This window comes from Bacteroides faecium (genome assembly GCF_012113595.1).
In the GTDB taxonomy this organism is placed as follows: Bacteria; Bacteroidota; Bacteroidia; order Bacteroidales; family Bacteroidaceae; genus Bacteroides; species Bacteroides faecium.
In genome coordinates, this window is record NZ_CP050831.1 from 2,469,223 (window position 1) to 2,495,799 (window position 26,577).

Consider the following 26,577-nt stretch of genomic DNA (forward strand, 5'->3'; position numbering starts at 1 on the left):
GGAAGCGATTTATTTTTTATTTTTGTTTTTTGAAAAGATAAAATCAGATTTAAACATGTTAGTACTTCTATCCTGTGCCAAGACTATGAGCGGGACTTCAAAGGTGAAAGCTCCTTTGGATACAATCCCGCGTTTTCAAAAAGAGGCGTCCGAAGTTGCTTTACAGATGTCGCAGTTTTCGGTGGACGAATTGGAACGTCTGCTGCGTGTGAATGCTAAGATGGCTGTTGAGAATTACAAGCGTTATCAAGTGTTTCATGCGGAAGACGCGCCACAACTGCCTGCTTTGCTGGCTTATACCGGAATCGTGTTCAAACGTCTGAATGCAAAGGATTTCTCTAAAAAGGAATTTGAATATGCGCAAGAGCATTTGCGTCTGACTTCCTTCTGTTATGGGTTGTTGAGACCATTGGATGTCATTCGTCCCTATCGGTTGGAAGGGGATGTCGTATTGCCGGAACTGGGAAATCAGACTGTGTTCTCTTATTGGCGGTCGCGCCTGACGGATACCTTCATAGAAGATATAAAGAATGCAGGCGGAATACTTTGCAATTTAGCTAGTGATGAGATGAAAAGTCTGTTTGACTGGAAGCGGGTAGAGAAAGAGGTGCGTGTCATTACTCCCGAATTTCACGTGTGGAGAAATGGGAAATGGGCTTCAATAGTTATCTATATAAAGATGTCCCGTGGTGAAATGACGCGTTTCATCTTGAAAAATAAAATAGAAAATCCGGAAGAACTGAAAAGTTTCTCTTGGGAAGGATTCGAGTTTAACGAATCTCTTTCGGACGAAAAGAAGTTTGTATTCACGAATGGTAAAGAGGTATAAAGTATGACGGAAGTAGAATCTGTCTCGGCGTGACTATCGGCAATCGTTGTGTGATAGGAGCGGGGAGTGTCGTTACAAAAGATATTCCCGACGACAGTATTGCAGTCGGGAATCCGGCACGTGTGGTTCGTAAGCAGCCTGTTTGATGCTCGACTGGGGAAGTTATTTTCTGCAAGAGGTAATAATTACTTTAAATAATTTAACCTGTTTATTAGACGGAACCGGAAAACTGAAAGTTGCACGAAAAAAACTTTATTTATTACTTGCTGATAATCAGTAGATTTGTCAAAAGGATAAAAACTTTCTTGAAAAATAATAGGAGAAATATTTGCAGGTTCCAAAAAAAGCCGTACCTTTGCATCGCTTTTGAAACGGAAGTGTAAGGGCGTTTAGCTCAGCTGGTTCAGAGCATCTGCCTTACAAGCAGAGGGTCGGCGGTTCGAATCCGTCAACGCCCACATTAAAAAACGAAACACTTCCGGCTCATTATACGGGCGCTTAGCTCAGCTGGTTCAGAGCATCTGGTTTACACCCAGAGGGTCGGGGGTTCGAATCCCTCAGCGCCCACACCAAAAAGGAAGTCTCGCGATTATTTCGTGAGACTTTTTTATTTCTTACCGCTTTTATACAAACTTTCTCTATCCTTTTGTCTTATAACTCAGGAAAAAGAGTTAATTTTGCAGTCTGATAATTATCTTAAGAAAACGTATGGAACTTGATGTATTAACGGCCATATCTCCGATTGATGGTCGATATAGAGGCAAAACTAAAGCTTTGGCAGCCTATTTTTCTGAGTTTGCACTGATAAAATACCGTGTACAGGTAGAGGTGGAGTACTTTATCACCTTGTGCGAACTCCCTTTGCCGCAACTGAAAGGAGTCGATAGCAGCGTGTTTGAAACTTTACGGAATATCTACCGTAACTTCTCTGAAGCAGACGCACAGCGCATTAAGGATATCGAAAGTGTGACGAATCACGACGTGAAGGCCGTAGAATACTTCCTGAAAGAAGAATTTGACAAGATGGGCGGAATGGATGACTACAAGGAATTCATTCACTTCGGACTGACTTCGCAGGATATTAACAATACGTCTGTTCCCCTTTCTATCAAGGAAGCACTGGAGCAGGTCTACTATCCGCTGATTGAAGAACTGATTGCACAGTTGAAAACGTATGCGACAGAATGGGCTGATATCCCGATGCTTGCCAAAACTCACGGTCAGCCGGCTTCTCCTACCCGTTTGGGTAAAGAAGTGATGGTATTCGTTTACCGTATGGAACGCCAGTTGGCAATGTTGAAGGCTTGTCCGATTACTGCCAAGTTCGGCGGTGCTACCGGAAATTATAACGCGCATCATGTAGCATATCCCCAGTATGACTGGAAACAATTTGGCAATCTGTTTGTTGCAGAAAAACTAGGATTGGAACGCGAAGAATATACAACGCAGATTTCGAACTATGATAACCTCTCTGCTGTTTTTGATGCAATGAAGCGTATCAATACCATCATGGTGGATATGAACCGTGACTTTTGGCAGTATATCTCCATGGAATACTTCAAGCAGAAAATCAAAGCCGGAGAAGTGGGCTCGAGCGCTATGCCGCATAAAGTGAACCCGATTGACTTCGAAAATGCGGAAGGTAACCTGGGTATCGCAACTTCTATCCTGGAGCATCTGGCTGTGAAACTTCCGGTTTCACGTTTGCAGCGTGACCTGACCGACTCTACCGTTCTGCGTAACGTAGGCGTGCCTTTCGGTCATATCGTGATTGCAATTCAGAGTTCTTTGAAAGGATTGCGCAAGCTGTTACTGAACGAACCGGCCATTTACTGTGATTTGGATAATTGCTGGAGCGTGGTAGCTGAGGCTATTCAGACCATCCTGCGCCGTGAGGCTTATCCGCATCCGTATGAAGCTTTGAAAGCTTTGACCCGGACCAACCAGGCGATTACGGAAAGTTCTATTAAAGAGTTTATCGAAGAACTGAACGTAAGCGAAGAGATAAAAAAAGAGTTAAGAGCGATTACTCCGCATACCTATACGGGGCTTTAATTGTTTACTTATACAATAAACGTGTTTTTTAAATAGGCCGTGAGGCCAAAGTCTAATTTTATTCGAATAAAAAAATGAGCACAGAAAACGAAGAATGGCGCGAAAATTCTTACAATGAGGAGAATACCGGTGCCGGCCGTGATGGTAACAGATCTTACAACAGAGAAGGTGGAGAACGTCCGTATCGTCCTTCTTACAACCGTGAAGGCGGGGAGCGTCCGTATCGCCCGCGATTTAATACCAATAATGAAGGTGGAGAACGTCCGCAGCGTTCTTATGGCGACCGCTCTTATGGCGACCGTCCTCAACGTCCTTCCTACAATCGTGAAGGTGGCGATCGTCCGTATCGTCCTCGCTTCAATAACAATGAAGGTGGCGACCGTCCGCAGCGTCCTTACAACCGCGAAGGCGGCTCTTACGGTGACCGTCCCCAACGTCCTTCTTACAATCGTGAAGGTGGCTCATATGGCGACCGTCCGCAACGTCCCCGCTTCAATAGCGAAGGTGGTGGCGACCGTCCTCAGCGTCCTTCTTACAACCGTGAAGGTGGTTCATATGGTGACCGTCCGTACCGTCCCCGCTTCAATAGCGAAGGTGGCGGCGACCGTCCTCAGCGTCCTTCTTACAACCGTGAAGGTGGTGGTGACCGTCCGTATCGTCCCCGTTTCAATAACGGCGAAGGTGGTGGCGGCTATCGCAGCAACAACGGCGGTGGTGGCGGTTATCGTCCGAGATACAACAACGACCGCCAGGGCGGATACCGTCCTCGTCCTCGTACCGGCGATTATGATCCGAATGCGAAATACAGCATAAAGAAACAAATCGAGTACAAGGAACAGTTTGTTGACCCGAACGAACCGATTCGTCTGAATAAGTTCCTGGCTAATGCAGGTGTTTGTTCACGTCGTGAGGCTGACGAATTTATCACGGCAGGTGTGGTTTCTGTAAACGATGAAGTAGTTACTGAATTGGGTACAAAAATCAAACGTTCGGATGTGGTTAAGTTCCACGACGAACCGGTAAGCATCGAACGTAAGGCATACGTATTGCTGAATAAGCCGAAAGATACCGTTACTACATCGGATGATCCGCAGGAACGCCGCACGGTAATGGATTTGGTTAAAGGAGCTTGCAACGAACGTATTTATCCGGTAGGACGTCTTGACCGTAACACAACTGGTGTACTGTTACTGACGAATGACGGTGATTTGGCTTCCAAGCTGACACACCCGAAGTTCCTGAAGAAGAAAATCTATCACGTTCAGTTGGACAAGAATCTGGCAAAAGCGGATATGGAACAGATTGCAGCCGGTATCCAGTTGGAAGACGGTGAAATCCATGCAGATGCTATCAGCTATACGGATGATTTCAGGAAAGACCAGGTAGGTATCGAAATTCACTCCGGCAAGAACCGTGTCGTTCGCCGTATTTTCGAATCACTGGGTTATAAAGTAATAAAACTCGACCGTGTATTCTTCGCAGGACTGACCAAGAAAGGTCTGCGTCGCGGAGACTGGCGTTACCTGACGGAAGCAGAAGTAAACTACCTCCGCATGGGTTCGTTTGAATAATAAGTTAATAAATAACAACTTGACAGGGGACGGGGAAAGAAAGCAGGAAGAAATGAATCTTGCGTTTTAAACCTCGTCTTCTTGTATCTAAAAAGAATAAGTTAAATGGAAAAGATTGGTAGAACAAAAATTGTAGACCTGTTGAAGCGCACGGACATCGGCGCTATGGTCAATGTGAAAGGATGGGTTCGCACCCGCAGAGGTAGCAAACAAGTAAACTTTATCGCACTGAATGACGGTTCTACAATAAATAATTTGCAGGTCGTAGTAGATTTGGCTAATTTCGATGAAGAGATGCTGAAACTGATTACCACCGGCGCTTGTATCAGCGTGAACGGCGAAATGGTGGAATCGGTAGGTTCCGGTCAGAAAGTGGAAGTACAGGCTCGTGAAATCGAAGTGCTGGGTACTTGCGATAATACATATCCATTACAGAAGAAAGGTCACTCCATGGAATTCCTGCGCGAGATTGCCCATTTGCGTCCGCGTACCAATACGTTTGGTGCAGTGTTCCGTATTCGTCACAACATGGCGATTGCTATTCACAAGTTTTTCCATGACAGGGGCTTCTTCTATTTCCATACTCCGATCATTACAGCTTCTGACTGTGAGGGTGCCGGACAGATGTTCCAGGTAACTACTATGAACCTGTATGACTTGAAGAAAGATGAAAGAGGTTCCATCTCTTATGAGGACGACTTCTTCGGCAAGCAGGCAAGCCTGACCGTATCCGGTCAGTTGGAAGGTGAACTGGCTGCTACGGCGATGGGTTCTATCTATACCTTCGGTCCTACGTTCCGTGCCGAAAACTCCAATACTCCCCGCCACTTGGCAGAGTTCTGGATGATTGAGCCGGAAGTTGCCTTCAACGACATTATAGACAATATGGACTTGGCTGAAGAGTTCATCAAATATTGTGTGAAATGGGCGTTGGATAACTGTGCGGACGACGTGAAATTCCTGAACGATATGTTCGACAAGGGACTGATTGAACGTCTGCAAGGTGTATTGAATGATGATTTCGTACGTTTGCCTTATACAGACGGTATAAAGATTCTCGAAGATGCCGTTGCAAAAGGTCACAAGTTCGAGTTCCCCGTTTACTGGGGCGTAGACTTGGCTTCCGAGCACGAACGTTATCTGGTGGAAGACCACTTCAAACGTCCGGTAATCCTGACTGACTATCCGAAAGAAATCAAAGCTTTCTATATGAAGCAGAATGAGGACGGCAAGACAGTACGTGCAATGGACGTTCTTTTCCCGAAAATCGGTGAAATTATCGGCGGTTCCGAACGTGAATCTGATTATGACAAGCTGATGACCCGTATCGAAGAAATGCATATCCCGATGAAGGATATGTGGTGGTATCTGGATACCCGTAAGTTCGGTACTTGTCCCCACTCCGGTTTCGGACTCGGTTTTGAACGCCTGTTATTATTCGTTACAGGTATGGCGAACATCCGTGATGTGATACCGTTCCCGCGTACACCGAGAAATGCTGATTTCTAATATTTCGGTATATTTATGTAAGACTCGCATAATCTTTCGGTTATGCGAGTTTTTTTATGCCATTCATTGTTCTATTCTCAAAATAAATCTTTATATTTGGGCATACGCATAGAAGAGTGTTAACTAAAATAATACGACAATGAAAAAGCTCTATTTCTTTACCATGCTTTCAATAATGTTGTTGGCGGTAACAGGTGCGATGGCCCAGAAGAAAACTAAATTCAAAGTGGCCGAGTTGAAAGGAATCTGGCAACTTTGCCATTATGTGTCGGAATCTCCCGATGTTCCGGGAGAGTTGAAGCCCAGTAATACATTCAAGGTATTGAGTGACGACGGAAGAATTGTGAACTTCACTGTTATTCCCGGTTCCAGTGCGATTGTCACCGGATATGGGGGATGGAAGCAGTTGACGGACGATTCTTATAAAGAAAGTATCGAGAAGAATATCCATCTTCCGATGTTGGATAATCAGGATAATATTCTGGAATTTGAAATCAAGGACAGTGATTACCTGCATCTGAAATACTTCATCAAGAATGATTTGAATGGAAATGAACTGAATACCTGGTATTATGAAACCTGGAAACGGGTGGAAATGCCGGCCAAGTTTCCGGAAGATATTGTGAGATAAAAACATCGTTTTTTTGTCAGGCACGGATTTCACGGAATACTGTACTCTTGTTATACTTGATTACAGTGTCTTTCGTGAAATCCGTGCCTGTCTTTTGTGTAAAAGATAAAAACGAAGCGTTTTTGGACGAAATCAAAGTCGGTTGAAATAGAAACGGAAATGAAAAGGAAGATATATAAACTCCGTTTCTCTGCATTGCTCTAATTTTGCTTACATCAACAATAGTAGAATTATAACAATGAAAAACAAACTTTTAGTGGCGGTAGGAAGTATTGCTTTCCTGACTGCCTGCAATGCTCCGAAAGGAAATGAGATGCAATGGTTCGACCATGCGGTGAAAACATCCGGGCATCAGTTGCTCTATATGGCAGAGCAATTGAAGAATGAACCGGACACGGCTTGCTTCCCCCGTTCCATAAAAGAGGGAAAGTACAGACTGGAACATCCTACCGACTGGACGAGTGGTTTCTATCCCGGTTCGATGTGGCTGGCATACGAGTTGACCGGGGATGAGGCGTTGGCAAAGGAAGCACGCAAGTACACGAACCGTTTGCAGGATATGCAATATTATACCGGTAACCATGATTTGGGCTTTATGATGTTTTGCAGTTACGGGCAAGGTATTCGTTTGAAACCGGAACCGACCGACAGCCTGATTCTTGTCCATTCTTCCGAAAGCCTTTGTTCCCGGTTTAGCCCGAAAGTAGGATTGATTCGTTCATGGGATTTCGGCGACTGGAGTTATCCGGTGATTATTGATAATATGATGAATCTTGAAATGTTGTTCTGGGCTTCGGAACAAACAAATAATCCTACCTATCGTGATATAGCAATTTCCCATGCCGACAAGACATTGAAGAATCATTTCCGGGCGGACATGACTTCCTATCATGTGGTAAGTTATCTGGCGGACAGCGGCGAGGTGGAGTCGAAAGGAACATTCCAGGGATATGCCGATTCTTCCGCTTGGGCGCGTGGCCAGGCGTGGGGAGTGTATGGATATACCATGTGCTACCGTTTCACCAAGCAGCAGAGTTATCTGGATGCCGCTCATAAAATAGCCCGGTTTATTATTGACCACCGTCCGGCGGAAAACGATTACATTCCTTACTGGGATTATGATGCTCCCAATATTCCGAATGAACCGAGAGATGCTTCTGCGGCTGCTGTAACAGCTTCCGCATTACTGGAACTGAGCGGATATGGTGATAAAAAACAAGGAGAGGAATATTTCCGTTATGCGGAGAACATTCTGAAACAATTATCATCCGAAGAATATCTGGCGAAAGAAGGAGAAAATCATGGTTTCATCCAGCTGCACTCTGTCGGCAGCTTCCCGCATGATAGTGAAATTGACACTCCGTTGAATTATGCCGATTATTACTATCTGGAAGCAATGAAGCGTTATAAAGACCTAAAAGAGAAATCGGATAATTAATAGTATTAGTTTTTAGGTAGATGCCGGTTCTTTATATGAGTTAAAAAATAGGGTTCCTTTATAAGATTGAATTGAAAATTCCTATCTTTACAATGAAAACTTCAACGTTTAGCTCATGAAAGACCGGCATTTGCTATTTAAGTACATATTCGGATTATCCGTTTGCTTCCTGTTTTTTCCTTTATATACCGTGTTGGCTGACAACAGCCCTATCCATTTTAAGCGGTTGTCCGTAGACGACGGACTGTCGCAGAACACTGTGCTTGCCTTGACGCAGGACCATAATAACAAAATCTGGGTAGGTACGATAGACGGACTGAACTGGTATGAAGGTTCCCGTTTTGCGTCTTACTATAAAGCGGCGGACGATACGACAAGTCTGGCGAATAACCATATTTATTCACTTCACACTGACCCGGAAGGCGCGGTATGGATAGGCACTCAGGTTGGTTTGTCCCGTTATAATATTGTAGGAAACAACTTCACCAACTATTCCTCACCGGACAACCAGCCGATGCAAGTATTTGCTATCGGGGAGCCGGAAGAAAGCGGTCGCCTTTTGCTTGCCACTAATACAGGCTTGATGATTTTCGATAAAAAGACGGGACGGATGAAAGCACAGCCGGAGCTTGCCGGGAAAACAATCTATTCTGTTTGCCGGATGAATGACGGCTTCTTGCTGGGTACTTCGGAAGGTGTCTATTTCTACTATGAGCGCAATGAAAACGTGACACGGCTACTGTTGCAACTGAAGGGAGAAGTCATATCCGATATGTTCTATGATGACAGAACCGGAAATTGCTGGCTGGCTTCATTGACTAACGGGGTGTATTGCGTAGATAATAATTTTCAGATAAAACGGCATTATAACAAACAGAATACCCCTGCCTACTTCCTCACAAATTCCGTCAGAACCCTGTGTCAGGATGATAAGGGAAGAGTCTGGATAGGAACGATGGAAGCCCTGCTTATCCTCGAACCGGAAACGGAGTCTTTTCAAATCTGCCGTTTCTCTCCCGAAGACCCTACCTCGTTGGGGCACAATTCCATTCGCTCTATCTTGAAAGATAATCAAGGCGGTATGTGGGTGGGTACGTTTTACGGCGGACTTAATTATTACCATCCTTTAGCTCCGGCTTTCGGACGCTTGCAACATTCGACCTGGCAGAACTCTCTGAGTGACAATACCGTGAGTTGTATAGCCGAGGAGCCGGACAGTGAGAATCTATGGATTGGCACAAACGACGGCGGACTGAATTACTATAACCGGAAAACCGGAGCCTTTTCTTTCTTCCGGGCGGGAACTTCCGCCAATTCTTTGAAGTCTGATAATATAAAATGTATATGGACGGATAAAGACGGCAGTATCTATATCGGTACTCATGGCGGGGGACTGAGCCGGCTGAACCGCCAGAGCGGGAGAATAGAGACATACGATTTCCCACATTCGATTTCTCTGAACAACAGTTGTTATTCCTTATTGGACGGAGCGGACGGAACGCTTTGGGTAGGTGGCATGAACGGGCTTTACCTTTTAGACAAACGGACGGGAGTACTTTCACTGCATCCGTTGGCTAAAAAACATGGTAAGTTGGAGAATGTATTGATATATACATTGTTCCGCGATTCAAAAGGAAGGATATGGATTGGAACGGAAGAGAGTCTGTTCCTGTATGCCGGCGGGAAACTGGAAGAATTACATCTTTCCTCTTCGGCTTATCTGCATGGGCTGATACAAGCCTTTTGTGTGTTGGAAGACAGTCATCACGATATTTGGGTAGGGACTTCCACGGGGCTATACCGTTATAAGGAAGGTACATCGACCGCTTGGGAACAATATACGATGAAAGACGGTCTGCCGAACGACTTCATTTATAGTATATTGGAAGATGAGCGGGGGCGTTTGTGGCTGACTACCAATAAGGGGCTGGCTTGTTTCAACAGGGAAGAAGGTACTTTCCTCAATTATACGAAGCAGGACGGGCTTCCGCACGACCAGTTCAATTATTACGGAGCTTGTAAGGCGCAGGACGGTACATTCTTCCTGGGCTCTTTGGGTGGTGTTGCCTATTTCAAGCCTTACGAACTGGGGGATAATCCGTATTCTCCGAACGCGGTGGTTACAGGAGCGGTAGTCTTCAATCAAGTGATTACGGACATGAAAAGCGACCGGGTACGCTATTATCAGGACGAGCAGGGACGAATGTTAGGCATGTCGTTTCCTTCCGACCAAAAACTGTTTAATATCCGTTTCGCTGTTATCAATTATCTGGCGGGTAAACGGAATCAATTCATTTACAAACTGGAAGGATTTGAAACGGAGTGGAACTATTCCCGTCATGTATCGTTTGCGCGGGCGAGTTATTCCAATCTCCCGCCCGGGGAATATGTGTTCAAGGTGAAGGCATGCAACAATAACGGAAAATGGAGCGAAGCGACTACTGAATTTTTTGTGCACATCATCCCGATGTGGTATCAGACTTGGTGGGCAAAGACGCTTTTCGTACTCTTTTCCGTAGGTCTTCTCGTTTTTATTGTATATTTCTTCATCGCCCGTGCCAAGATGAAGATGCAGGTGCGAATCGAACAGATAGAGCGAAGCAAGGTAGAAGAAATCAGCCAGGAGAAAGTACGTTTCTATATGAATATGTCTCATGAACTGCGTACACCGTTGAGCCTGATACTGGCTCCGTTAGAGGAACTTTTGGGGCAGAAAAACCTGTTGGATACTCTTGTACGGCAGAAATTGGATTATGTGTATAAGAACGGGCGGAAGTTGTTGCACATTGTCAACCAACTGCTTGATTTCCGTAAAGCCGAGGCGGGCGCGTTGCCTGTTCATGTTGCGCTGACAGATGTAGAAGGGCTGTTGCAGGACGTTCTTGTCATGTTCAGTGAGAATGCGCAAAAGCGTAATATAACTGTTAGTATGAAATCAGACCTGGCGGCGGGACGACTGCTTCCGGCAGACAAGACGTACTTGGAGACTATTCTGATGAATCTGCTTTCAAATGCCTTTAAGTTTACACCGGACGGCGGAAGTATTTCGCTTTCTTTAAGTGCGGAAGGGGAAACATATAGCTTCACTGTAAGGGATAGTGGTATCGGCATGTCTGCGGAACAGCTTACCCGTATTTTTGAACGTTTCTATCAAGTAGACGGTCAACGGAAAGGAACGGGTATCGGGTTGTCATTGGTGAAAATGCTGGTGGAGAAACATCACGGGACTATTACCGTGGCAAGTGAGCCTAATCAATATACGGAATTTAGAGTCACTTTACCGGCCAATATAAATGCTTTCACAGAGAAAGAACGGGAAGCACCGGAACATGAAGCCGAAGCGTTGGAACATGAAGCCAAAACTGACGCTTCCTTCCGCGAACTTCCGGTTGTTGATGAATATTTCTCCGGCGACATGCCGGCTGTGGTTTCTGAGGAAACGTCCGGGGACGACAGTCAGATAGAGGCTACCGGTGAAGAAGAACGTCCCACTATCTTGCTGGTGGATGATAATAAGGAAATGGTAGATTATCTGAAAGAGAATTTCCGCCGGAACTATGTGACCCTTACTGCCGGAAACGGAGAGGAAGCGTTGGCTATCATGAAAGAGCATCGGGTGGACATCGTTCTTTCCGACGTGATGATGCCGGGAATCGACGGGATTAAACTTTGCCAGCTTATCAAAAGAAACCTGCAAACTTGCCATATACCGGTGCTTCTGCTATCAGCCAAAGGAAGTGTCGACGCACAGACCGAGGGTATTCAAGCGGGAGCGGACGATTACATGGCAAAGCCATTCTCCATCCAATTGCTGAAAGGCAAAATCGCTAATCAGTTGAAAGCACGCCAACGCCTGAAACATTATTATTCTAATACGATTGATATTGATACTGCTAAAATGACTTCCAACAACTTGGATGAAGAATTCATGAGCAAAGCGATTCAGGTGGTGGAAGAGAATATCAGTAACGAGGACTTTACATCGGACGAACTGGCAAGCAAGCTTTGTATGAGCCGCTCGTCACTTTATCTCAAGATGAATTCCGTATCCGGTGAACCACCCGCTAACTTTATCCGGCGTATCCGTTTCAATAAAGCCTGCAAACTGTTGCTGGAAGGCCGCTATTCCATTTCTGAAATCAGCGGTATGGTAGGTTTCGGCTCTTCTTCTTATTTCTCTACCAGTTTTAAGAAGTATGTCGGCTGCTTGCCATCGGAATATGTAAAGCAGCACGCTAAATAATAATATCGAACTTGCATAAGACTAATTCTTTAGATACAAAGAGTTAGTCTTCATTATATATGATTTTATTCGTCTGACTACAGTTGAACTTCCGTCTGACTATAGTGATTCTTTCGTCTGACTATAGTTAGACGAAAGAATCACTATAGTCAGACGAATAAAATTATGCATCACCGGAGATAGTTTTATTCGGTTTGTTTTTTAGAGTTTCGGATGTTCTGATTTAATAGTATGTGAATGCTTTTTTATTCTTTTATATCCTCTGTAGCTACCTATAACTCCTGTCTTGGACGATTTTTAAGTTGAAATGCACGAAATCAAAGTCGGATTAGACACTATCAGAGAAGGAAGAACTGAATTGAAAGTCCCGTTTCGGGTGGTTTACCTACATTTGCCTACAGAAAAACCAATCATTTGATATCATGAAAAAAGTATTATTGATTTCATTCGTAATCTTGTCTGCGGCTGCACAGATGACTTATGCACAAAAACAGGCAGTCATCAAGTTGACGGAGACAATGTTAATGCATGAAATGCGTGCTACTCCTTATCCGCTTGATAAGGCTGTGGTGAATGACCGTGCGGTTTCTTTCCAATGGCCGCTCCGTTCGGATATGAACTCACAGGACAGTCCGTTGGACGGATTCGAACACAAAGTAAAGAAGGTCGATAAAACGAAAGTTACCTATCGCTTACGCTATTCTCAAGACTCCGGTTTTAAATCAGGTGTCACTCAGGTGGATACCCGTTGGCCGTTTTACAATCCGGAGAAACCGCTTGCACCGGGTGTATGGTACTGGCAGTTCGGATATGTAGAAGACGGACAAGTGGTGTGGGGAAGCACGCAACAGGTCACAGTGGAAGACCGTCCGGGAAAATTCTGTCCCCCCTCATTGAAAGCGTTGCTGGCAAAATTGCCTGCCGGTCATCCGCGTGTGTGGATGATGAAGGATGAATGGAAGGACTTTATGAACCGCAGCAAGGAAAAAGCGGAAAGACAATGGTATCTTGAACGTGCCGACAAAGTGCTTCAGACTCCGATGAAATCGGTGAAAGATATCAATACTTCCCAAGTGAAGAATCTGAAAAATGAAATGCAGATTAATTCCTACCTTACCCGCGAGAGCCGTCGTATCATTGATGCCGAAGAAGGAAATACCGAGGCGCTGATACGTGCGTGGCTGTTGACGCAGGATACTAAATATGCTGACGAAGGCATCAAGCGGGTACTTATTATGGCGGGTTGGGACAAGGACAAGAATGTGAAAGGTGATTTCAACGCTTCCACTCTGTTGTCACTTTGCTCCATGGCTTATGATTCTTTCTATGACCGGCTGGACGCATCGCAGAAGAAAACTTTGCTTGATGAAATCAAGGTGAAAGGTGGCGAGATGTACGATAACTTTAACAATCGGTTGGAGAATCACATTGCCGACAATCATGTGTGGCAGATGACACTCCGTATCCTGACAATGGCGGCATTCAGTGTATATGGTGATTTGCCCGAAGCTAATACATGGGTGGATTATTGCTACAATGTCTGGCTGGCGCGTTTTCCCGGATTGAACAAAGACGGTGGTTGGCACAATGGCGACTCTTACTTCACAGTCAACACCCGTACCTTGATAGAAGTACCTTATTATTATAGCAAACTGAGCGGATATGATTTCTTCTCCGACCCGTGGTATCAGGGAAATATCATGTACACTATCTTCCAGCAACCCCCTTTCTCCAAATCCGGTGGAAACGGAAGTTCGCATCAGAATGTGGGACGTCCTAACAGTATCCGTATCGGGTATCTGGATGCACTGGCACGCCTTACCGGAAATACCTATGCAGCCGACTTTGTACGCCGCACCTTGAAAGTGGAACCGGAATATATGAAAAAAGCCTTGTTGAGCAAACCGGGTGACCTTGCATGGTTCCGTCTTCAATGCGACAAGCCATTGCCCGAAGGCGAGGGATTGACAGCGCTTCCTGCGGGTTACGTATTTCCCGCGACGGGATTGGCTTCCTTCCAAACGAATTGGGACAGAGTAGGCGGCAACGCAATGTGGAGTTTCCGTTCCAGTCCTTATGGTTCTACTTCTCATGCACTAGCCAATCAGAATGCGTTCAATACTTTCTATGGTGGAAAGCCATTGTTTTATAGTAGCGGTCACCATATCGAATTTACGGATGTACACAGTATGTTGTGCCATCGTGCCACACGGGCTCACAATACTATCTTGGTGAATGGCATGGGACAGCGTATAGGAACGGAAGGATATGGCTGGATTCCCCGTTATTACGCCAGTGAAAAAATAGGCTATGTACTGGGAGACGCTTCCAATGCTTATGGAAAAGTTATCTCACCGCTTTGGCTGACACGGGGTGAACAGTCCGAAGTGCACTATACACCCGAAAATGGCTGGGATGAGAATCACGTGAAGACTTTCCGTCGTCATATTGTGAACTTGGGTAAGACCGGATTGATTTTCGTCTATGATGAACTGGAAGCAGACGAACCGGTGAACTGGAATTACCTGTTGCACACTACGGAGAATCCCATGACTGTGAATAAGGCGGATAACCGTTTTGTACACGTTCAGGCTACTAACCGTGGCGGAGCGTCGGACGCTTATCTCTTCTCAAGCGGAACGTTACAGACTGACACAACCAGCAGTTTCTTCTATCCGGCAGTCAACTGGCTGCGTGCCGATGATAAAGGCAACTTCAAGAAGTATCCGAACCACTGGCATTTTACCGCTACATCGGAGAAAGCACAAGTATATCGCTTTGCCACTATCATCAATACGCATGCGTTGAAATATCCCGCCAAAGACCCGGAAATACTGTCCGACGGACGTATCAAAGTGGGCGGGTGGCTTATCAGTGTGAATCTGAAATCTAACGGTGCGCCTTCTTTCTTCATCCGCAGCACCAAGGAGAAAGTGAATATCACTTACAAGGGAGAAGCCACTATTGTCAATGAAGACGGATATGAAACAGTTATGAGGGATACATTGCCCGAACTGGAAATCTGATAAACGAACATGAAAGATACGGAACTATGAGACATTCGAAATTTAATATGAGAACCATGTGCCTGTTGGCTGCATTATCGGGTATGGCTGTTTTGTCAGCTCAGACTCCGGTGAAGCCCCGTGTGCAGACTTCCGCTGCTCCGGAAGAAACGACGGTCTACAAACCTGACGGAAAGAAGCCGGTGACGGTTATTGGCGTTCCTGCCAAAAAGGGAGAGAGTAAAAAGGAAGTCTCCGGCAAAGCGGGCACGCGGAAGGCGGCTGCTTTAGACGGCAAACGCTACCTGGCGCTGAAAACTAACGTGCTGTATGACGCTTGTGCTCTCTTGAACCTTGCTGTGGAAATGCAGGTGCACAAAAAGATAACCGTGGAACTGCCTTTGACTTGCAGTCTGTGGGACTTGGGAAGTGAACATGGAGTACGCACCGTGGCATTGCAACCGGAAGCTCGTTGGTGGATAGGAAACGAAGCGGGACGAGGACATTTTGTCGGACTGCACGCCTACGTGGCATGGTTCAACGTGAAGTGGAACGACAACCGTTATCAGGACGTCGACCGCCCTTTGCTGGGAGCCGGACTGAGTTATGGCTACAAACTGCCTTTGTCCGAACATTGGGGAGCGGAATTTACTCTGGGATTGGGATATGCCAATATGAAGTATAATACCTATTATAATATAGACAACGGTGCATTGCTGGATACACGTGTCCGCCACTATTGGGGTGTAACCCGCGTAGGAGCGTCACTGGTATATCGCTTCTGAACTCAATAGGAATATACCTGTAAATACGATAACAATATGAGAAAAAGTTTATATATACTGGCACATTGCACTTTTCTGTTATTCTTCGCTTTTTTAGTGAATGGATGCAGCCTGCACGAAGAACCGGAACTGACTCCTGACGGAGAATTGGGAGTAGACCCTACAGCAGTGACGCTGAATCTCAATCTGATAATGAATCTTAGTTTGGCGGAACGCCCGCCGATGGCGGTCAGCCGTGCGGCGGAAACCAAATATCTGCGACGTTTTATCGTTGAGGCTTACCTGGATAGGCAAGTAGTGGCACGCCAGACGGTGTATGAAGAAGATTTCAACCGTTCTACTCTGCCCGTCAGCATGAAGTTACATGCCCGCAACTATCGCATCTTGGTGTGGGCTGACTATGTAAATTCGGAAACACCGGAACAGGGACTTGTCTACGATGCGGAGAATCTGGCTTTCATTCTTCCTGCCGGAAAATATATAGGAAATAGCCGCTACAAAGATGTGTTTGCCGCTTCTACGGCAGTAGACCTTACTTCCTACCGTAACGATTGGGGAGCTGAAACCGGACTTGATGTAACATTATACCGCCCCGTGGCGCGCTATGAATTGATTGCGAAAGATGTGGAGACGTTTCTCTATAAACTCTCTACGGGCAGTCTGAAAGGTGAGAGCTTTACGGCTCGCGTGAAGTACAGCGATTATCTGCCTACGGGATATAACTTATGGGACGATGTGCCCAAGAACTCGCTGATGTATATGGAATACAAGGTCGCCTTTGAACGTCCTGCCGACGGTACGCAAGAGCTGAAACTGGGATTTGACTATCTATTGGTCGGTGCCGGAGCAACCGCTTCTATTCCGGTGGAACTGGAAATCCTGAATGAGAAGAATGAAGTACTGGCACGTACAATATTGAGTATTCCTTGTGAACGGAACAAAAACACAACAGTACGCGGTAACTTCCTTACTTCCGACGTAAATGGCGGAATAGGTATCGACCCCGGTTACGATGGTGATTTGGAAGTAGACCTTGGAGAATTATAATTAATAACAAATGAATTAAGAATTGCTTAACCATAAAAATTACAATCATGAAAAAGAACTTATTTTATTCGCTAATGACTTTGTGCGCAGTGCTTTTCACATCATGCGGACAAGAAGAAATCGTTTCGGACAATGGAAATGAAATCAAAGCTCCTGTTACTATCGCTGTGCAGGCTCCTGTCAATAATCCTCTCAGCCGTGCGGGTGTCACTATACCTGATGGCTATACGATGCAGTGTATCATGCAATTACTGGATGCGGAAGGCAATACGGTAGGTGCGCAGGATACCAAACAGGTTAATGACGGAAAAGTATCCTTCACAATTTCAGTAGATGAACAGAAGAATGTTGCGAAAGCCTTGTTTTGGGCTGAATATGTTCCGACAGCGGGTGCTGCCGGTAAAGTATATGATACAGCCGATTTGAGAGCAGTAGGATATAACACTGCGTCATTCGATATGACTAATGCTGCGTTAATGGCAGCTTGCGATGCTTTCTGCGGAAAGTTGGAAACTATCGGTAATGCCAGCGTGACATTGAAGCGTCCGTTTGCTAATATTAGTGTGCAGCCGAAGAATCCGGCAGTAGCGGCATCTGCAACCAAATTGGAAGTGAAATACAATGCTTTGAGCGGATATGATATTTTGGAAGGTAAATGCAGTGCTACTGCTCCTGTGACTTATACGAATACAAGTTTTAATTCGGCAAGTGGAGCTTGGTTCTCTAATTTCTTCTTTGCTCCTACAGATGTGACGAATTTTGCCGGAGAAGTTAGTATGGCATTGAGTGGCGGATATGAAAAAACGATAACAATACGTGCTAACGCATTGCCTTTAGATGTCAATATGCAGATTTTGGCGAAATTTGAAATTGGTGATGGTAACTATGATGTTGATGTAGAAGTAGACCCCGATTATGAAGCTTTGGAAATGAAAGTCGGCAGTTATATCAATGCGGAAGGTAAAGTTGTGCGTGATGCAGCGGATGCTGTTGGTATCGTTTTCGCGATGGAAGCTATCGGTAGTGATGTTCCGGCTAATTATCCTACTACACTTCAAGGAAAGACGATTGCAGGATATGCGGTAGCGATTGAGAATGTGGCGGCTGGTCGCCAAGCTCTTAATCCTAATGGTGCATTGACAAACTTGGTTGAAACAGCGGCAAGTATGACCAACGGAACGCAAACTACGGAGACTTTACTTACAGGTATTGGAGACGTTGCTTTCAAAACGGCTTATGACAAATGGGTGGGAGAACATATTCTTGGCAGTGAAAATCTAAGTGCATGGTATATTCCTACATTGGCACAATTGAACGCATTTATGAATACATTGTTTACAATAGGAGAAACCTCGGCTACTGGTAGCGAGGATTTTAGAAATTTGCCTGAATTTGAATTTGTGATTGGTAAGATGTTTGATAGAGACCCTATTGCTACGGTGAACTATGCTTCCAGTACTATCAATAATGGTGGTAATATATCTGGCGTTCGTATCAATGTTGTTAATAATATTGTAACTAATGCGCAAGCTGCCGGTATAACTGTAACAGGAACTGGTACTCAATCAGCTCTTTGCCGCCCCATGATTACAATCTTCAAATAGTCATTGAACACTCGACCTTACTCAATAGAAGTGTTAAGAAAGTGGGATACCCCCATTCCACTTTCTTACTTTCTTCTCCATTGGAACTTTTGACAATAGAACCCTAATCTTATACCTCGAAAAGAAGATAATATGCACACCTCATTTCGCCTGTCGGTTTACCTTTTGTTAGTTGTACAGTTGTTCATCGGCTGTTCATCCGACCCGTTGCCCGAACCGGACGGTTCGCAGCCCGAGACGCCCGCCGCAACTCCCGATGCTTATCAGGATAAGATACGGACACAGCCTTATCCTAAAGCAGATAATGAACTGTATCTGAATCCTGCTCCTCTTATTGTTCCTCAAACGATGAAGACAGGCGAAAGACTGCAATTCTCCCTCTCGCGTACCGAAGATTTCAGCAGTTCCGAAACATTGGTCACCGAACCGCAGGAATGGTGTATGTATAATCCTCACCGCCGCTTGGATACCGGCACATGGTTCTGGCGTTTCCGCTCTACTAATATTAATGGAAATATGCCCGGTGAATGGAGTCAGGCCTATCGCTTTGAAGTAAAGAATGATACGCCGGAATTTGTAACACCCACTTTTAAGACATTCTTAGAAAACGCTCCCCGTCTGCATCCCCGTATTTACTGTTTTCTCGACGACCGTATCGAAGAAGCTCGTAATCGTGTAGCTTCACACCCTGAATACAAGGAATTGCAAAACCGTGCAACTCTCGCATTGAACGTCGATTATACGACAATGCCCGACTTGTATAGCCGTGCCGAAGAACTTCGGCAACACACCACTTATCTCTATCAGGCTTATCACCTGACTCAAGAAAAAAAACATGTTGAAAAGTTGCGTCAGCTTCTCGAAGCCTTGATTGTCGCTCCGCCTGCCGACAAACAGCTTTTCGCATCCAACTTTACCGCCAGCAATATCGCCTGGTGTCTCGTAGCAGCTTATGACCTGCTTTATGATGACTTATCAGCTTCCGACCGTACCTCAGCCGAAGAACTGATGATGCGTGTGGCACGCTATTATTATAAGGTGAATTGTGGCTTTCAGGAAAATCATCTCTTCGACAATCATTTTTGGCAGCAGAATATGCGTATCCTTTTTCAAGTAGCTTTGTCGCTCTATGACAAACCTGCTTATTCTTCCGAAGTGCTGCCGATGCTGGAATATTATTATGAACTATGGACAGCCCGTGCCCCTGCTTCCGGCTTCAATCGTGACGGTATGTGGCACAATGGCACAGGCTACTTTAGTGCCAATATCTTGACTTTAGCCTATATGCCTGCTTTATTTTCATACATCACCCGTCAGAATTTCCTGCTGCATCCGTGGTATCGGAATGCAGGACGTTCGATGGTCTATACTTGTCCGCCGGGCTCAAAAACTAACGGCTTTGGTGATAACAGCGAAAAAGGCACTGAGCCTAATCGCCTGATTGCCGCTTTTGCCGATTACCTGTCTTGTGAAACTGGCGATTCTTATGCCGCATGGTATGCCGGAGAATGTCGGGATTTGTTGCGCCGGGACTATGAATTACGTCTTTACCGTATGTGTACCGACCAGAACTATAATACTGCTTTCCCTGCGGACGCAGCAAAAATGGTATGGTATAAAGATGCAGGCGAAGTAGCTATGCACAGTCATCCGGAAGATACGGAAAAAGACCTTGCGCTCTCGTTCCGTTCCAGTACATTCGGTTCGGGCAGTCACACCACTGCCAGTCAGAATGCTTTTAACTTGCTGTATAAAGGAGTAGATGTCTATCGTAGCACGGGCTATTATCAAAACTTCAGTGATGCGCATAACTTGATGTCCTACCGCCATACCCGGGCACACAATACCCTGTTGGTGAACGGCATAGGACAACCTTATTCCACCGAAGGCTACGGTAATGTGATGCGTGCTATGACTGGACAGCATATCAGCTATTGTCTGGGTGACGCTTCGCATGCTTACAGGGGGATTAGTAATGACCCCATGTGGATAGGCTACTTCGAGCAGGCAGGTATTACACAAACGCCAGAAAATGGTTTCGGTACCACACCATTGACTAAATATCGCAGGCATATATTAATGCTTCATCCTTCTACGGTACTGGTGTACGACGAGTTGGAAGCTTCGGAAGCTGTTCGTTGGGAATGGTTATTGCATAGTCCTACGGAATTTGGAATTGATGCTGTGAAAAAAACATTGTCTACCAATAATAGTGCCAAAGGCTTTGTCGCTGTAACTCAACTTTTTGGCGGGCACGTTTTTGCCTTGTCCCAAACAAACCGCTTCGCAGTACCACCCGCGACTACTGGAGCAGACTATCCGAATCAATGGCATCTCACTGCACGGGTGGACGGTAGTTTCGCCACTCGCTTTCTGGCTGTCATTCAGGTAGGTGATACGAAAGAATCTGTGTCTGCTATCCACCGTGATGGGGATACTTTCAGTGTAGGCGACTGGACGATTGAAGCTGTTCTTGATGCTTCCAAATCCTCGAAGCTCACGGTTACTCATCGTACGGAACCGGCTGTATTCAGCTATGGAACAGATAACCCTACATTGAACGGAACCTCTTATCCCCGTCAGTACACCGGTTCTTCCTTACTTTATGACGAGGTGAACGGCACTTGGCAAGTAACAGAGATGACCGACCGGACACCTGTATCTACCCGGGCGATAAGCCGGTGACAAAACAGTGAACTATAATGAATATAAATAAAGAATAGAATATCATGAAAAGTAAGATTATTAGTATTTTATTTCTGCTTGTCGGTATATCCGGCATACACGCCCAAAGTCTGACTGTCACCGGAAAGGTGGTGGACAACGAGGGCTTGGAAGTGATTGGGGGAAATGTAACTGTGAAAGGCAAACAAAACACAGGTACAATCACCGACATCAACGGTAAATACACCATTACCGTCAGCGACCCGTCTAAAGATGTACTGGTCTTTTCTTTTATCGGTCTGGAAAACATGGAAGTGCCCGTGAAAGGAAGGAAGCAGATTGATGTGACTATGAAAGCGGCTTCGGTACTGCTGGACGAAGTGGTGGCTATCGGTTATGCCACAGTGAAACGTAAAGACCTGACCGGCTCCGTAGCTTCCGTCAGAAGCGATGATTTGCTCAAAGTCCCTTCGTCCGATGTCACCCAAGCTCTTGCGGGACGTATGGCAGGTGTACAGATTATACAGACAGACGGACAACCGGGAGCTGCCATGTCAGTACGTGTACGTGGGGGTATATCAATAACACAGAGCAACGAACCGCTTTATATTATCGACGGATTCCCAACGGAAGACGGCATGTCCAGTCTCGACCCCGCTGATATTGAGAGCATTGATGTCTTGAAAGACGCTTCGGCAACAGCCATCTATGGTGCCCGCGGAGCGAACGGGGTAGTGGTAATCACTACCAAAAGCGGTGCGAAAAGTGAAGGAAAGGCGACGCTTACTTTCGATTCGTATGTGGGAGTACGTACGCTTGCCAAACGTCTGAATGTACTGAGTGTGGAAGAATTCGTACTGGCGGATTATGAAAGAACATTAGGTGACGCCACCGACCCCGCAGAAAGTATGCGGGCATGGCAAACCCGTTACGGCGGCTTTGTCGATTTGCACGAGAATTATGCTAACCGTGAGGGTATAGATTGGCTGGACCGTACTATGGGACGCACCACCGTCACACAGAACTACCGGGTAGGCGTAAACGGCGGTAATGATAAACTGAACTATAATATGTCTTACGGCTACTTCAAGGACGAAGGCGCCATGGTATATAGCGGAAGCGACAAACACAATATCTCGCTTAGTGTAAGGAGCGAAGTGAACAAGCGTCTTTCCGTCACAGGACGTATCAACTTCGATTACCTGAAAGTATATGGCGCAGGTGTTGCCGGAAACGGAACGAACGAAGGCGGCAGCAATGTGGACGCTAAGTTCAATAAAATGGTGCAGATACTGCAATACCGTCCTACCATCGGTATTCGTGGAAGTGATGATGAACTATTGGCAGGAGAAGACCCCGTATTGAGCGATGCGGACGGTAACGTAATGCAGAATCCGTTGATAGCTGCTGCCGAAGAAAAGGACAACAAGGAAACACGTACCTTGCAAGCCAATGGCGGCTTGACCTTTAAAATAATGAAAGGACTGACTTTCCGGAATAATACGGGTATGCGTTACCAGCTATACCGACGCGAACTTTTCTATGGCGACCAGTCTATTATGGGAAGACGTAGCGGTATCTACGGCTCTATCCGAAATACGGAAACCGGAAGTTTCCAAACGTCCAACGTCCTGACTTACGACAAGCGCTTTCAGAAGAAACATAAAGTAGTCGTGCAACTGGGACAGGAATTCGTGAAACGTTGGACACGTGTTCTTGAATCCGGTGTGAGCGGACTGCCTACCGATGAATTTATTCTAGGTGATATGAGCCTGGGAACTCCGTCCGTTGCTTCATCCGACGAAAATTTTGACGACAACCTGCTTTCTTTCTTCGCCCGTCTCAACTACGATTTCACCGACAAATATTTGTTCTCCGCCACTTTCCGCGCGGACGGCTCTTCCAAATTCGGCAAGAACAACAAATGGGGATACTTTCCCGCCGTATCGGCCGCCTGGCGTGTGAGCGAAGAGGATTTTATAAAAAGATTGAATCTCTTTTCCGACTTGAAATTCCGTATCGGATACGGTCTGGCAGGTAACAACCGCATCGGTAGCTACAACAGCCTTGCCCTGATGTCTTCCATTGCCACAGCTATGGGGGATAAACTCACCCCCGGTTATGCTTCCAAGCAGATACCGAATCCCGACTTGAAATGGGAAGCGAACAAGACATTTAATATGGGCGTAGATTTGGGCTTTCTGAGCCAACGTATCACTATCTCGCCCGAATTCTATATTAATAGGAGTAGTAATCTGCTGTTGAATGCCCAATTGCCTTATTCTTCCGGTTATCAGACTATGTTGATTAACGCCGGCGAAACGAAGAATGTGGGAGTGGAACTGACTGTGAATACAGTGAACTTCTCTACAAAGAAATTCAGTTGGAACACTACGCTTACGTTGTCGCACAACAAGAATTCCGTGAGAGCATTGACCGGTGAGGCGGTACAACTCTACGAAGCCAAGTTCGGCTTTAACCAAAACACACACCGTATTGCTGTCGGAGAACCGTTGGGACAATTCTATGGCTACATTACGGATGGCTTGTATCAGGTGGATGATTTCAATTACGACGCTTCCACCCAAACTTATACACTGAAAGACGGTGTGCCTTATCATGGGGATAGAGGGCGGATTCAGCCGGGAATGTGGAAGTTCAGAAACTTGACCGAAGGGGATGATATCATTGATGAAAATGATAAAACGATTATCGGCAACGCCCAACCGAAATTCTACGGCGGTCTGAACAACTCCTTTACTTACAAAGGATTTGACTTGAGCGTATTCCTTACTTTCAGTTATGGCAATGAGGTGTTGAACGCCACCAAACTGGTTACCAGTAAAATAGGCAGCCAGAACTATAATGCATTAGACGTAATGAACAGCTCCAACCGCTGGATGACCATCAACTCCGCAGGGCAGAAAGTAACAGACCCCGGAGAACTGGCTGCTTTGAACGCCGGCAAAACGGTAGCCGCCTATCATGATGCGCAGCAAGGAGACAATTATATCCACTCTTGGGCAGTAGAAGACGCTTCCTATTTAAAACTGAGTAATGTGACTGTGGGATATACATTCCCGAAACACCTGATTGCGAGAGTAGGATTGAAGAACCTGCGCCTGTATGCTACGGGCAATAACTTGTTAACGTGGACAAAATATACAGGTTTCGACCCGGAAGTCTCTACAATGAAAAGCGGGCTGACACCCGGTGTTGACTTTGGAGCATATCCCCTCAGCCGTTCTTTCATTTTTGGTCTAAACGTAGCTTTCTAATTCTTTTAATACATAGCAATCATGAAAAAGATACATCTATTATATATCGCATCCGCTTTATTACTGACAGGACTTACCTCTTGCGAGGACTTGCTGACAGAAGAACCCAATTCAAAGTATGACCGCGACCGCTATTTCGATTCGGAAGAAAAAGCGGAAATGGCAGTCATGGGGATATACGGCTCACTGTCGGATTTTAACCATTACGGTTGGTACGAAATGGCTGCTCCGGCATCTGACGATACCTATTATACCGCCCGTACACAGTCTGACAACCAGGTGCACGACATCGCGCACTACCAGCTCAACTCCACAAATACATGGATTGAAAGCATCTGGAAACTGAAATATGAAGGAATCGACCGTGCCAACCTGACTATCGACGGTATCAGCGGCATGATGGGATACAGTGACAATACCCGTCTGAAAGCACTGGAAGCCGAAGCCCGTTTCCTGCGTGCCTTCCTTGCATTCGACTTGGTGAAAGGCTGGGGAGATGTCCCTTTCAAAACCGCTTATTCCTCATCCTATGAATCTGCTTTCGGTGAACGTGTAGACCGGGAAACGATTTACGATGAAATTATAACCGACCTTACTTTTGCCAAGAACAATCTGGATTGGGCAACCGCTTCTTCCACTCCCGAACGGGTGACGCAGGGAGCAGCCCGTGCATTGCTGATGCGTGTGTATCTGCAACGTGCCGGATATAGCCTTCACTCAAACGGGCAGTTGGAACGTCCGGACGATAGCAAGCGGAAACAATACTTCGATGCAGTGATAAAAGAATGGGAAGCTTTTGAAGATAAAGGATACCATGACTTTTATGACGGCGGCTATGAAGCGCTCTTCAAAAGTTTCTCGCAAGGCGTGTTGAATACGAAAGAGAGCCTTTGGGAAATTGCTTTCTATCATTCACAGGGACGTCGCAACGGTGGAGCATGGGGGATTTATAACGGTCCGCAGGTGGCGGAACCTACCGGAATCTCCGCGTCTGAAGCAAATCAGTATATGGGACGTGCCAATGGTTTCTTTATCGTTGTTCCCGAATGGCGCAACTTCTTTGAAGAGAAAGATAAGCGTCGTGACATAGCGATTTGTACCTATCGCTACACTTGGAATGGCACTATAAAGGAACATGTAAAAGAAGAAAGAAGTGCCGGAAGCTGGTACGTCGGAAAATGGCGCAGGGAATGGATGCCGAAAGATTCATGGAACAAGAACATCAATTACGCCGATGTGAATTATTGTCCTTTACGCTATGCCGATGTCGTATTAATGGCTGCCGAAGCATACAATGAAACAGGAACCGACCGTCAGAAAGCTTGGAATCTGTTGAATAGCGTGCGTACACGTTCCGAAGCCACTTCTATTACAGAAGCGAATTATGAAGAAATGATGAGCGCACGGAAAAAAACGCATAACTTGACTTTCATCGACGACTCTACCCCCGAAGGAAAGTTCCGTACGGCTCTCTACTGGGAACGTGGTCTTGAACTGGCTTTTGAAGGACAACGCAAATACGACCTGATACGTTGGGGAGTGTTGGGAAAGGCGCTGAAACTGTTTGGTGAAGTCAGTTCCGTGAATCAGAAAGAGAACAAACCTTATCCCGCTTACCGTAATTTTATAGAAGGCAAACATGAGCTTTTCCCTATCCCTCTGAAGGAAATACAAAGTAATCCGAAACTCAATGGAATGAATAATAACGGGTATTAGCAAGACCTTCAATAGAATAGGCAACCGGAAAAATATACAGAAATAGTTTGCCAATTCAAAGAAAAGCCGTACTTTTGCAAGCCGATTATTATCACAAAATGATAAGAGATTAATTCATAGCAAGTTAGTAGTCCTTTGTCCGGGGAAGACTAATGAGTGGTGAAGAAAATTTTTAGTAGTAACATTTAAAAAACAAAATTAG

The 26,577-nt window shown here is 45.7% G+C and carries 14 protein-coding genes, 2 tRNA genes and 1 pseudogene; all 17 read left to right on the plus strand.

The features are described 5' to 3' along the window. Positions 1-55: 55 nt before the first annotated feature. Positions 56-829: a peroxide stress protein YaaA gene (yaaA, locus tag BacF7301_RS08600; RefSeq protein WP_167961973.1), complete on the plus strand. Its 774-nt coding sequence runs from the start codon at positions 56-58 to the stop codon at positions 827-829. Positions 830-837: 8 nt separating this feature from the next. Beyond that, positions 838-975 (plus strand): annotated as a pseudogene (locus BacF7301_RS08605) (sugar O-acetyltransferase); the annotation flags it as partial. Positions 976-1,212: 237 nt separating this feature from the next. Further along, positions 1,213-1,287: transfer RNA gene (locus tag BacF7301_RS08610), tRNA-Val, on the plus strand. A 34-nt stretch (positions 1,288-1,321) separates the two neighbouring features. After that, positions 1,322-1,396 (plus strand) — tRNA-Val (locus BacF7301_RS08615). 141 nt (positions 1,397-1,537) lie between these two features. Continuing rightward, positions 1,538-2,884 carry an adenylosuccinate lyase gene (purB, locus tag BacF7301_RS08620; protein ID WP_167961975.1) on the plus strand — a complete coding sequence of 449 codons (1,347 nt, stop codon included), beginning with the start codon at positions 1,538-1,540 and terminating at the stop codon, positions 2,882-2,884. A gap of 74 nt (positions 2,885-2,958) precedes the next feature. After that, positions 2,959-4,455: a pseudouridine synthase gene (locus BacF7301_RS08625; protein ID WP_167961977.1), complete on the plus strand. Its 1,497-nt coding sequence runs from the start codon at positions 2,959-2,961 to the stop codon at positions 4,453-4,455. Positions 4,456-4,560: 105 nt separating this feature from the next. Further along, on the plus strand, positions 4,561-5,964 hold the full coding sequence (asnS, locus tag BacF7301_RS08630; RefSeq protein WP_167961978.1) for an asparagine--tRNA ligase: 1,404 nt from the start codon (positions 4,561-4,563) through the stop codon (positions 5,962-5,964). A gap of 139 nt (positions 5,965-6,103) precedes the next feature. Further along, positions 6,104-6,595 carry a DUF4488 domain-containing protein gene (locus BacF7301_RS08635; RefSeq protein WP_167961980.1) on the plus strand — a complete coding sequence of 164 codons (492 nt, stop codon included), beginning with the start codon at positions 6,104-6,106 and terminating at the stop codon, positions 6,593-6,595. A 238-nt stretch (positions 6,596-6,833) separates the two neighbouring features. Continuing rightward, on the plus strand, positions 6,834-8,033 hold the full coding sequence (locus tag BacF7301_RS08640; RefSeq protein ID WP_167961982.1) for a glycoside hydrolase family protein: 1,200 nt from the start codon (positions 6,834-6,836) through the stop codon (positions 8,031-8,033). A gap of 115 nt (positions 8,034-8,148) precedes the next feature. Next, a complete protein-coding gene (locus BacF7301_RS08645; RefSeq protein WP_167961984.1) occupies positions 8,149-12,276 on the plus strand; it encodes a hybrid sensor histidine kinase/response regulator transcription factor in 4,128 nt (1,375 codons plus the stop codon). Positions 12,277-12,698: 422 nt separating this feature from the next. Next, the gene (locus BacF7301_RS08650; protein ID WP_167961986.1) at positions 12,699-15,302 is read left to right on the plus strand and encodes a DUF4962 domain-containing protein; all 2,604 of its coding nucleotides are present in this window, start codon (positions 12,699-12,701) and stop codon (positions 15,300-15,302) included. A 26-nt stretch (positions 15,303-15,328) separates the two neighbouring features. Further along, positions 15,329-16,066: a DUF3575 domain-containing protein gene (locus BacF7301_RS08655; RefSeq protein ID WP_167961988.1), complete on the plus strand. Its 738-nt coding sequence runs from the start codon at positions 15,329-15,331 to the stop codon at positions 16,064-16,066. Positions 16,067-16,102: 36 nt separating this feature from the next. Further along, entirely contained in the window at positions 16,103-17,113 is a 1,011-nt protein-coding gene (locus tag BacF7301_RS08660; protein ID WP_167961990.1) for a DUF6562 domain-containing protein, read from the plus strand. Between the two features lie 47 nt (positions 17,114-17,160). Beyond that, a complete protein-coding gene (locus BacF7301_RS08665; protein WP_167961992.1) occupies positions 17,161-18,717 on the plus strand; it encodes a DUF6562 domain-containing protein in 1,557 nt (518 codons plus the stop codon). A 132-nt stretch (positions 18,718-18,849) separates the two neighbouring features. Further along, on the plus strand, positions 18,850-21,402 hold the full coding sequence (locus BacF7301_RS08670) for a DUF4962 domain-containing protein (protein ID WP_167961994.1): 2,553 nt from the start codon (positions 18,850-18,852) through the stop codon (positions 21,400-21,402). A 44-nt stretch (positions 21,403-21,446) separates the two neighbouring features. Next, on the plus strand, positions 21,447-24,659 hold the full coding sequence (locus tag BacF7301_RS08675; protein WP_167961996.1) for a SusC/RagA family TonB-linked outer membrane protein: 3,213 nt from the start codon (positions 21,447-21,449) through the stop codon (positions 24,657-24,659). A gap of 21 nt (positions 24,660-24,680) precedes the next feature. Continuing rightward, positions 24,681-26,375 (plus strand): RagB/SusD family nutrient uptake outer membrane protein, encoded by a 1,695-nt coding sequence (locus tag BacF7301_RS08680; RefSeq protein WP_167961998.1) that lies wholly within the window; start codon positions 24,681-24,683, stop codon positions 26,373-26,375. Positions 26,376-26,577: the final 202 nt, after the last annotated feature.